Annotated in this window: 5 protein-coding genes; 3 read left to right on the top strand and 2 right to left on the bottom strand. The window is 68.2% G+C overall.

The features are described from left to right. Positions 1–25: 25 nt before the first annotated feature. Positions 26–1,252 carry a cell wall metabolism sensor histidine kinase WalK gene (locus ASD90_RS22375; protein ID WP_235506878.1) on the top strand — a complete coding sequence of 409 codons (1,227 nt, stop codon included), beginning with the start codon at positions 26–28 and terminating at the stop codon, positions 1,250–1,252. Between the two features lie 74 nt (positions 1,253–1,326). Here the strand turns inward: ASD90_RS22375 and ASD90_RS22380 are convergent, their stop codons facing one another. Next, a complete protein-coding gene (locus ASD90_RS22380) occupies positions 1,327–7,035 on the bottom strand; it encodes a PxKF domain-containing protein (protein ID WP_157623266.1) in 5,709 nt (1,902 codons plus the stop codon). 10 nt (positions 7,036–7,045) lie between these two features. Between ASD90_RS22380 and ASD90_RS23700 the strand changes: the two genes are divergently transcribed. Both ASD90_RS23700 and ASD90_RS23705 read left to right on the top strand, forming a co-directional pair. Beyond that, complete coding sequence (locus ASD90_RS23700) at positions 7,046–8,104, top strand: hypothetical protein (protein WP_157623267.1); 1,059 nt, start codon at positions 7,046–7,048, stop codon at positions 8,102–8,104. A 448-nt stretch (positions 8,105–8,552) separates the two neighbouring features. Then, positions 8,553–8,795, top strand: coding sequence for a hypothetical protein (locus ASD90_RS23705; RefSeq protein ID WP_157623268.1), 243 nt, complete (start codon positions 8,553–8,555; stop codon positions 8,793–8,795). 152 nt (positions 8,796–8,947) lie between these two features. Here ASD90_RS23705 and ASD90_RS22390 read toward each other — a convergent pair. Continuing rightward, positions 8,948–10,582 (bottom strand): MBG domain-containing protein (locus tag ASD90_RS22390; RefSeq protein WP_304437905.1); only part of this gene is annotated, 1,635 nt, incomplete at its 5' end.

Consider the following 10,582-nt stretch of genomic DNA (forward strand, 5'->3'; position numbering starts at 1 on the left):
GTTGCGCTCGAAAAAGTCTGTGGCGGTGGATGATCCGCTGCGCCGCGCGTCGCGGTCGGTGGCGCTGCGGGTCGGCGCGACGACGGCGCTCGTCGTGCTGATCGCGATCCTCGGGACTGCGGTGCTCTTCGACCGGCAGCAGCTGGCCGAGATCCGCGGGCGCACCGAGACGACCGCCCGCACGGCCGACGACGTCGTCGACGCGCCGCCCGGCACGTGGCTGGTGAAGCGGACCGAGTCGGGTCAGGAGGCGACCCGGTCGATGCCGCCGGACCTCGCCGCGGCGGTGGCGGGGATCGGCCCCGACGTGTCCGGTCAGACGAGCGTCACGGCGCAGGGGCGGTCCTGGCCGGCGTGGGTCGACCGGCGCGACGACGGCAGCTATGTCGCCGTCTACGACATCCGCCTGCACACCGGCGAGGAGCAGCGGCTGCTCATGTCGACGGCGGCCGCCGGCGTCGTCGGGGTGCTGCTCGCCGCCCTGACGGGCCTGCTGGCCGGGCGGCGCGCCGTGCGTCCGCTCGGTGAGGCGATGGAGCTGCAGCGGCAGTTCGTCGCCGACGCCTCGCACGAGCTGCGCACCCCGCTCGCCGTCATCAGCACCCGCGCCCAGATGCTGCGCCGCCACGTCGCGCTCGACGTGGCCGCTGCCGAGGCGTCGGGGGGTGACCCGGCGGCCGCGCGTCGGCTGGCCGAGGTCGACCAGCTCGTCCACGACACCCAGGCCATGGCCGACGTCGTGTCCGACCTGCTGCTCTCGGCGCAGCTCGAGCACGTCGACGAGGTCGCCGACCGGGTCGACCTGGGCTCGCTCGCTTCGGAGGTCGTCACGTCGCTCATGCCGTATGCCGCCGACCACGGCGTGACGCTCGTCGACGAGGCGGCGTGCGGGGCCGAGGAGTGTGTCGTCGACGGTGTGCGCCCGAGTCTCCGCCGCTCGGTGCTGGCGCTCGTCGACAACGCGATCGCCCACTCGGAGAAGGGGACCCGTGTCGAGGTTCGGTCCGGTGTCTCGGATGGTCAGGTGCGTGTCGACGTGGTCGACCACGGCGACGGCGTGGACGTCGCGGACGTCGAGGGGCTGACGCGCCGCTTCTCGCGCGGCGACAGCGGATCGGGTGGCAGGCGCGTCGGTCTCGGGCTCGCACTCGTGACCCAGATCGTCCGGTCGCACGGTGGCCGGCTCGAGGTGACGGAGACGCCCGGCGGCGGGGCGACGTTCACTCTGCTGATCCCGGAGGCGGCTGACTGAGGGTCGGCGGTGCGCAGACGGAGAACGGGCGCACCACCCCGTCGTGGTGCGCCCGTCCTTCCCCTGGTCTCAGGTCAGCGGAGCCCGATGTTGACGTAGTACGTCTGGCGGTCGTCGAGCGTCACTCCCGCTCGCCAGTAGCTGCCGGCCATCGTCTTGTCGGTCTTCCAGTTGAACTGGTACTGCGTGCCGTCCCAGGTGTACGTGCCACCGACGGTCTCCGTTGCCGTGTAGGCGGACTCGTTGACCGCCGCCCCGGTGGCGGAGCCCTTGACGGGAACGAGCCACTTGGGTGCCGTGCCCGCCTGGATGACGGTGCCTGCGGCGTTCTTCAGCTGGAACTTCATCGGGATGGTCTGACCGGCGTTGAAGACGCTGGTCGACACCCCCGTCTGGTGCGCCGTGTCGTTGACCGGCTGGAGGAAGAGCGTTGTTCCGTAGCCGTAGACCACCGTGTAGGTGACCTTCGCCGTCCCCACGTTTCCGGCCTTGTCAGTCGCCGTCGCGGTGTAGGTGAAGGTGCCGACGCCGTTGGCCGTGCCTCCGGTCCTCGTGCCCGTCGCTGGCCCGGCCAAACCGCTGGTGCCGTCCATGGCGCTCGCCGTGGCGGTCGGGACCGCTCCGACGGTGTAGACGCCGCCGTCCTTGACCCCGCCGATGCTCACGCTCGGCGCCACCGTGTCGACGTTGAGCCCACCGACGGTGGTCGTGCCCATGTTTCCGGCGTTGTCGACCGCCGTTCCGGTAGCGCTGTTCACACCCTGCGCGGCCAGTGTCGCGTCCGGCTGGCAGCTGGCGATCCCGCTGATCGCATCCGCGCAGTCGAACTGAACCGTTACTGCGCTGCTGTACCAACCAGTGGCGTTCGGGCTAGTGGTGGCCTTGCCGGTGATCGTCGGCGCGGTCTTGTCCACCAGCACGGTGACTGTGACGGCGGTCTCGGTGTTGCCCGCCTTGTCGATGCTCCAGTAGGCAACCTTGTGCGCCCCGTCGCTGGTGACGCTGACCGAGGTGCCGGCCTGCTGAGTCCCCCCGTCGACCGTGTAGTACGTGCCGGCCACGCCAGAGAGGTTGTCAGCCGTGCTGAGCTTCACGGTGACGTCGCTGCTCTGCCAGCCGCTGGGTGGGGTGGCCGTGGTGGTCGGATCGTGCCGGTCGATCTTGATGCCCTTGACCGTCGTGCTCACCGTGTTGCCGGCCTTGTCGCTCACCGAGGCGCCGGTCGACAGGGCGTCGCCCTCGCTGGTGATCGTGCTATCAGCGGGCGCGGCGCCGTAGATGCCGGAGAGGGCGTCAGCGGCGGTCCACTTGACAGTGACGTCGCCCTTGTACCAGCCCTCGCCGTTGGGAGCCGTGGTGGCGGCGCCGCTCAGGGTCGGGTCGGTCTTGTCGATGTTGACGCCGGCGATGCTGAAGGCATCACTGGCGTTGTCCGCGGCGTCGGTGGCGGTGCCGCCGGCGCTCTGGTTGGCGCCCTGGCCCAGGGTCTTGGCGGCCGGGCAGGAAAGGATGCCGGACAGGCCGTCCTGGTCGGCGCAGGTGAACGTCGCCGTGACGTCAGCCTTGAACCAGCCGTTGCCGTTCGCGTCAGCCGACAGCTTGCCGGTGACGGTGGGCTTCGTCTTGTCGACGTTGACCGTCGTCTCGTCGGTGGCCGAGTTGCCGGCCTTGTCCGTGGCCGTCCCCTCCACCTTCTGTGCGGCGCCCTCGCCCTTGGTGATGGGGGCGGTGCACGAGGCGATGCCGGAGCCGCTGTCGGTGCACGTGAAGGTGACCGTCACGTCGCGGTTGTTCCAGGTCCGTGCGTTGGCGGCCGGCGCCTGCGTGTGGCTGATGCCAGGCGCCGTCTTGTCGATCTTCACCGTGATGTTCTTCTGCCCCTCGACGTTGCCGGCATCGTCCACGCTCCACACCTGGAGCGTGTGGACGCCTTCGGAGTCGATGGTGACGCTGTCACCAGTACCGGCCGGGTCCTTGTCCACCTGGTAGTGAGTGGCTGCGACGCCGGAGAGGTTGTCACCGGCGGTGAACTTCACCGTGACGGCGCTGTTGCTCCAGTCGGAGACGTCCGAGACGGTCGTGCTGGGCGCGGTTCGGTCGATCTTGACCGGAGCGCTTTTGGCGGAGGTCTCGTTGCCGGCCAGGTCGTGGACTGAGGTGCCGACGGTCAGGCCGGTGCCCTCGCTGGTGATCGTGCTGTCAGCGGGCGCGGCGCCGTCGAGGCCCGAGAGGGCGTCAGCGGCGGTCCAACTGACGGTGACGTCCCCCTTGTACCAGCCGGCCCCATTCGGGTCGGTGGTGGCGGCGCCGCTCAGCGTCGGGGCGGTCTTGTCGACGTTGATCGGGCCGACAGTGGCGTCCTTGCTGTTGCCGGCGGTGTCGGTCGCGGTGCCCTTGACCGACTGCGCCTTGCCCTCACCGAGGGTGCTCGGCGCAGGGCAGCTGGCGATGCCGGAAAGGCTGTCACGGCAGCGGAAGCCAACAGTCACGTCACCGGCATACCAGCCGTTGGTGTTGGCAGCCCGGTCAGGGCGAGCTCCGATCCGCGGCGCCACGGTGTCGATGCTCACGGTGGCGTCGTCGGTGAAGGTGTTGCCGGCGTTGTCCACGGCGGTGCCGGGGACGGCCTGATCCTGCCCATCGGTGCTCACCTTGGCGTCGGGGGAGCAGCTGCCCACGCCGGAGAGCTTGTCGTCGCACTGGTAGGCGACGGTGACCGGCGTGTTGTTCCACCCCTTGGCGTTCGGGGCCGGGGTGATGGTGTGCCCGACGGCCGGCTTGGTGAGGTCGATCTTCACCGTGGAGGTCTGTGCCGACTCGGCGTTGCCGGCCTTGTCCACGCTCCAGTACTTCAGAGTGTGGATGCCCTCCGTGTCGATCGTCAGCAGCGCGCCCTTGACGGCGTCGCCGTTGTCGACCTTGTAGTACGTCGCGTCGACCCCGGACAGGCCGTCGGTGGCGGCGAGGCTGACCGTCACCTTGCTGTTGTTCCAGCCGCCGGGCGCGTCGGCGCCGGTGCTCGGAGCGGTGCGGTCGATGTTGACCGCGGCGCTGTCGGCGGTGGTGCTGTTGCCGGCCCTGTCGGTCACCGTGGCGGTGTCCTTGAGGCCGCTGCCCTCTCCGGTGATGGTGCCGTTGGGGGGAGCGGAGGCCACACCAGCGCGGTCGTCGTCGGCGGTCCAAGCGATCGTGACATCGCCCTTGTACCAACCGTTGCCGTTTGCGGGGATGGTCGGCTTGCCGGAGAGGGTGGGCACGGTCTGGTCGACGTTGATGCCGCCGACAGTGGTGCTGGCCAAGTTGCCGGCCGCGTCGACCGCGGTGCCCTCGAGGGACTGGTTGGTGCCCTCACCGAGCGTCTTGTCGGCCGTGACGCCGTCGATGCCCGACAGGCTGTCCTTGCCGTCGAAGTGCACGGTGACGGCGGTGTTGTTCCAGCCCGACTCGTTGGCTGCCGGCGACCGGCTGCCGGTGATGGTCGGCTTGGTCTTGTCGACACTCACCCTCGCCGGGTCGGTCGCGGTGTTGCCGGCCTGGTCCACCGCGGTCCCGGTGACGGACTGGCTCGCGCCCTCGGTGGTCACGGTCTGGGGGGCCGTGCAGCTGGCGATACCGGACAGGTCGCCGGGGTCCACACAGGTGAACGTGACCGTCACGTCGGCGTTGTTCCACCCGTTGCCGTTCGCCTCAGGCGCGAGCTCGTGGGTGATGGTGGGGTTGCTCTTGTCGATCTGGACCGTGACGGTCTTGGCCTTCTCGGCGTTGCCGGCCTTGTCGGTGCTGCCGTAGGAGATGGTGTGCGTCCCCTCGCTGGTCAGCGTGACCGTGGTTCCGGTCTGCTTGGGCGCACCGTCGACGCTGTACTGCGTGGCGTCGACACCGGACAGGGCGTCGTGTGGCGTCAGGGTGACATCGACGCTGCTGTTGACCCAGCCGCTGGGGGCGGAGGCATCAGTGCTCGGGGCCGTCTTGTCGATCTTGACCGGCTCGCTGGTGGCGCTGGTCGTGTTGCCGGCCTTGTCCGAGACGGACGCGGAGGCGGTCTGGCCCACGCCCTCCGTCGAGAGGACCGAGTCGGCGGGCTTGTCACCGGCGAGGCCGGAGATGGCGTCGTCCGCGGACCAGGTCTGCGTCACGTCCGTGTTGTACCAGCCGTTCGCATTCGGGCTCGTGGTCGGCGCGGCGCTGAGGTTCGGCTTGGTCTTGTCGACGTTGATGCCGCTGACCGACGTGCTGGCACTGTTGCCGGCGTTGTCGACCGCGGTGCCGTCGGCCTTCTGGTCCGCCCCCTCGCCGAGGTGCTGCGGGCCCGTGACGGTGTCGATGCCGGACAGGCCGTCCTCGGCCTCGAACGAGACGGTGACGTCGTCGGAGTACCACCCGGCCGCATTCGCTGCCCGGTCAGGCGAACCGGTGATCGTCGGGGCGGTCTTGTCGAGGTTGACCGTGGCGGTCCCGGTGACGCTGTTACCGGCGTTGTCGGTTGCGGTGCCGGTGACTTCCTGCGCCTTGCCGTCCGTGGAGACCGTCACGGGCTTGCTGCAGTCTCTCAGGCCGGACAGGCTCGTCTGATCAAGGCAGGAGAAGCTGACGGACACGTCGGTGTTGTTCCAGCCGTGCGCGTTCTGCTCTGGCGACTGGCTCGGCGCGATGCTCGGCGAGGACAGGTCCAGCTTGACGGTGAAGGACTTCGCGGCCTCCTTGTTCCCGGCGTTGTCGACCGACCAGTAGCTGACGGTGTGGACGCCCTCGGCGCCGACCGTGACGGTGTCGCCCTTGGTCGGGGTAGTTGCACCGTCGATGGCGAAGTAGGTGCTGTCGACGTCGGAGAGGTTGTCGTTGGCCGTCAGGCCCACGGTGACCGGGGCGTTGACCCAGCCGCCGGGGACGCCGGAGGGGCTGGTCGAAGGTGCGGTCCGGTCGACCTTGATGCCGTCGACCGTCGCGGACGAGGTGTGGTCGGCCTTGTCGGAGACGCTGGCGGAGGCGGACAGGTCGCTGCCCTCGCCCTTGACGACGGAGTCGGTCGGGCAGGCGACGACGCCGGACAGGTCGTCAGCGCAGGTCCAGTGGACCGTGACGTCGCCGGTGAACCACCCTTTGGCGTTAGGGGTGCCGACGAATTTGCCGGTGATGCTGGGGGCGGTCTTGTCGACGTTGACGACCGGGGTGGTGACGGAGGCACTGTTGCCGGCGACGTCGGTCGCGGTCGCGGTGTCGGTCTGGGCGGCGCCCTCACCGAAGGTGTGCGCTTTGTCCTGGGTCTTGATGCCAGAGAGGGCGTCTGAGGCGGTGTAGGTGGCGGTGACGTCGTCGCCGTACCATCCGTTGGCGTTCGGCGCCGGCAGCGTGTCGACGCTGATGACCGGCCTCGTCTTGTCGATGCTCACCGATGTCGGGTCAGTCGCCGAGTTGCCCGCGTTGTCCGTCACGGTGCCCGTTACCGCCTGGAACTTGCCCTCGCTGGTCACCGTCTGCGGGCCGGTGCAGCTGGCCACACCGGACACCGCGTCAGAGCAGGTGAACGTCACGGTCACGTTGTCGTTGTTCCAGCCGTCCGCGTTCGCAGCCGGGCTCTGGGTGTGGCCGATGGTCGGCGACGTCTTGTCGATCCCGAAGCTGACCGTGTGCGTGGCCTCCGTGTTGCCGGCGAGGTCGATGCTCCAGAACTTCAGGGTGTGGTTGCCCTCGACGGTCACCGGGACGCTCGTGCCGGCGGTCTGCGCGCCACCGTCGAGCTGGTAGAGGGTCTTGTCGACACCGGACAGCCCGTCGTTAGGCACGAGAGTCAGCGTGACGTCGTTCTTGTTCCAGGCGGGCGGCGCCGTGACGGTGGTGTTCGGCGCGGTGCGGTCGATCTTGACCGCGGCGCTCTGCGCGTTGGTGGAATTGCCGGCCTTGTCCGTCGCGGTCGTGCTGGCAGTGAGTGCCGAACCTTCGCCGGTGATCGTGCTGTTGGCCGGGTTGGTCGTGCCGGACAGTGCGTCGGCCGCCGTCCAGGCTACGGCGACGTCGCCGTTGTACCAACCGGCGGCGTTCGCGTTCGTGGTCGGCTTCCCGGACAACGTTGGGGCGACCTTGTCGATGCTGATTCCGCTGACCGTCGTGGTCGCCGTGTTGTCGGCGTTGTCGGTGGCCGTCCCTGTGACCGATTGGTCGGCGACGTTGCCGCTGAGCGTCGTCGGAGCCGAAGAGGACTTGACGCCCGACGTCGCGTCGCTTGGCGTGAAGGTGACGGTGACGTCGGTGTTGTTCCAACCGTTGGCGTTCGCGGCCGGCGTGCGAGAGCCGGCGATGATCGGCGCGCTCTTGTCGAGCTTGACCTGGACCGAGCCTGTTCCCGTGTTGGTCACGTTGTCGGTGACTGCCGTCGTCTTGGTGACGATGCCCTCGGCGGTGACCGTGTCGGTGGTCGGTGTGACCGTCTTGACGCCAGAGCCGGCGTCAGTACCGACCCACGTCACCGAGACATCTGACCTGTTCCAGCCCGCGGCGTTCGGAACGGGAACCAGCGTGGCGGTCGCAGTCGGCACCGTGTTGTCGCGCACGTACGAAGCACTTCCGCTGCTCACCCCGCCGTTGCAGGAGTTCGCGTTGTTGCCATTGCCGACGGTGAGGTTGGCTGTCTGGAGTCCGTCACCGGCGCCGGACTGGGTTGCGAAGACGAAGGGGCTGGATCCGTTGGTCTGCCTGCCGGTGATCGTTCCGGTCACGTCAACGCACTTCGTCTGGTTGTCGGCGTTGACGGTCAGCGTCAACGCCGCGCCCTGCTTGGCAAACAGGGTGCCGTTCGCAGCGGTGAACGTTCCTGCACCTCCGCTGAAAGCGGCGCTCGTCACCGAGGCGGCATAGGACACCGAGATGTTGGCCCCAACGGCCAGAAGTGTGGTTGCGGCTGCCGAGGCAGCCAGAATTGAACGCGCGCGCATACCCGCAATCCCCTCGAAACGGTGAAGCCGGCATCACCCCCGACCCGGCAGCGCCACCGTAAAGGTAACGTTTCGCTCGCCGCAGGAGAATGGGCAGAAATCGTAAAGCGGTGGTAAATCGCACGGTTCCCCAACGTGCGGCGTATCGTGACGGCACGAGTCGTCTGGAGGACCCTTGGGATGCGCCGACGTGGATGTGCATGGTGAGACGACTCTTCGGCTGCGTCGCTGTGGCCCTCGTCGCGCTGTCCGGCTGCACCTCCACGTCAGGAGGCACGGAGACGCCCGGTCCGTCGCCGAGTGGTGCCACGTCCGCGGGCAGTGTTGGGAGCGCCCCGTGTGTCCCCGCCGCGGCCAAGGCTGCGGTCCAGGTGCTCGTCTCAAAGACCGGCTTCGACTCGACCTGCGTCAAAGCCCGAGCGGGCAAACAGTTCCTCTTCGTCAACGACAGTGACGCGGCCCAGTCGCTCAAGACCGGGTCTGGGTCGCCTGAGAGCTTCCGGGTCGACCTGCCGAAGCGGACGTCGACCTATGCGCGGACCTTCTCCAAGAAGGGCACGTACGAGATCGAGCAACTGGGCGGCAGGACCACCCTCACGCTCGTAATCCAGTGACCCCGTTCCGCGCTCGACACCCTTGACTGGCCGGTCCACAGGCGGCCCGCGCAGGACGAATCAGCTCCCGCCCAGCGCGAATCAGCTTGGCCCCCGAGCGAGACAGCGAGGGACCGGGCGTGTGCAGCCCGGCCCCTCGGAATCCTCTGTGATCAGGGGCGCACCTGGATGTTCCCGCCGTTCAACGCGAGCTGTCCCGTCGGCGTGCCGAGCTGGTAGATCGTCCCGCTCGAGTCCCAGACCCGTAGCGCGTACGTGTCCGGCGTTGTGGCAGAGCTTGATCCGGGCTCGCCGTTGTCCTTCACGTTGACCTGGAACTGGTTGTTACCGCCAAGGCTGTACTGGACTCCCGTGGTTCGGTTCTCGGCTGTGATCGTGCTCTTGCCGGTGAAGGTCGCCGTGCACCCGATCAGCGTGCCGGACGGGCAGCTCTGGGTGAGACCGGTCATCGAGTTGCTCTTGATGATCCAGTTGTAGCTGCCGGCAGGGAGGTAACCACCGGTGGGGTTGGCGACCTCCGCGGCCCCGAGCGTCTTGCGATAGATGTACAGGCTGTTCCCCTGGATGTTGCCGTTCTTCAGGTACTTGACCGTGAACCCGAAGTTGCTCTTGGTGCCGAGCGTAGGCTCCTGGATCCAACCGCCGCCGGTCGTGAAGCCGGTGCCGGACAGCACCACCGTCACTGCACCCATGTCGTGCAGTGCCGAGTAGTAGCTGTTGGCCACCAGCGCCACATCCACGTAGTAGTTGCCCTCGCCGAGGATCACGTTGCAGGTCGCGGTCCCGGTCCCGGTGTAGGTCGCCGGCACTGTGACGAGTGACGTGCAGGTCGCCTTCTGCGCGCCATTGGCGTCGAAGACCGTGAAGACCACGGACTGGGCACCGAGCTTGCTGCCGAGACTGGCATCAGCAGCTTCGGCTACGGCCGCACTCAGCTTGACGCTCTTGTTCGACGAGGTCGAGGTGGACCCTGTGCTGACGAGCGTGTCACCGGTGTAGGTGACGGTCGCGTCCTCCTGGCTGACGGTGAACAGGCCCCCTACGTAGGTGATGGAGTAGTTCGTGCTCGTATAGCCCGTGGCAGTGATCGGGTACGTGCCGGCCGGACTGTTGATCGTTCGGGTCGTGCTCAGCGCCAGAGTGCCGCCCAGAACCGACTCTCCCTCTCCCAGAACGAATCCCGTGATCTGCTTCGTGAGCGTCGGTGACGGGTCGCTGTACTGCGCGACCTGGTCGCCGGCGCGCACCGTGAGGGGAGCCGTGGTGACGCTCAGCGAACCGTTGACCAGGGTGACCTGGTAGTTGGCCAGAGTGGCGGGGGTGGAGTCGACGGCCGTCGGGACGATGGAGTATGAGCCGACGCTGCTGGCGGCGGTGGCGGTCGTGGCGTAGGTCGCGGTGATCCCGTCGCTGTTCTTGATGCCGGTGATGGTGCCGGTGAGGGTCGGGTTGGCGGAGCCGTACACCTTGGTCTTGTAGGCGGCGGTGATCGTCAGCGATGCCTTGGTGACGGTGAGGGTTCCCGCCACGTACGTGATGGCGTAGTTGCCGCTCGTCTGACCGGTCGCGGTGATCGGGTAGGTCCCCACGACGCTTGCCGGGGTCGCTGTCGTCGTGACGGCCAACATCCCGCCGAGGACGGACGCGTTCTGGCTCAGGACGAACCCGCTGTACGAGACAGTCAGGCCCGGGTTGGCGTCGCCGTAGGTTCTGGTCTTGTCGTCGGCGGTGATGGTCAGGGGTGCTTTGGTGATGGTGAGCGAGCCGTTGACGAGGGTCACCTGGTA

This window comes from Terrabacter sp. Root181, from assembly GCF_001428505.1.
Classification (GTDB): Bacteria; Actinomycetota; Actinomycetes; order Actinomycetales; family Dermatophilaceae; genus Terrabacter.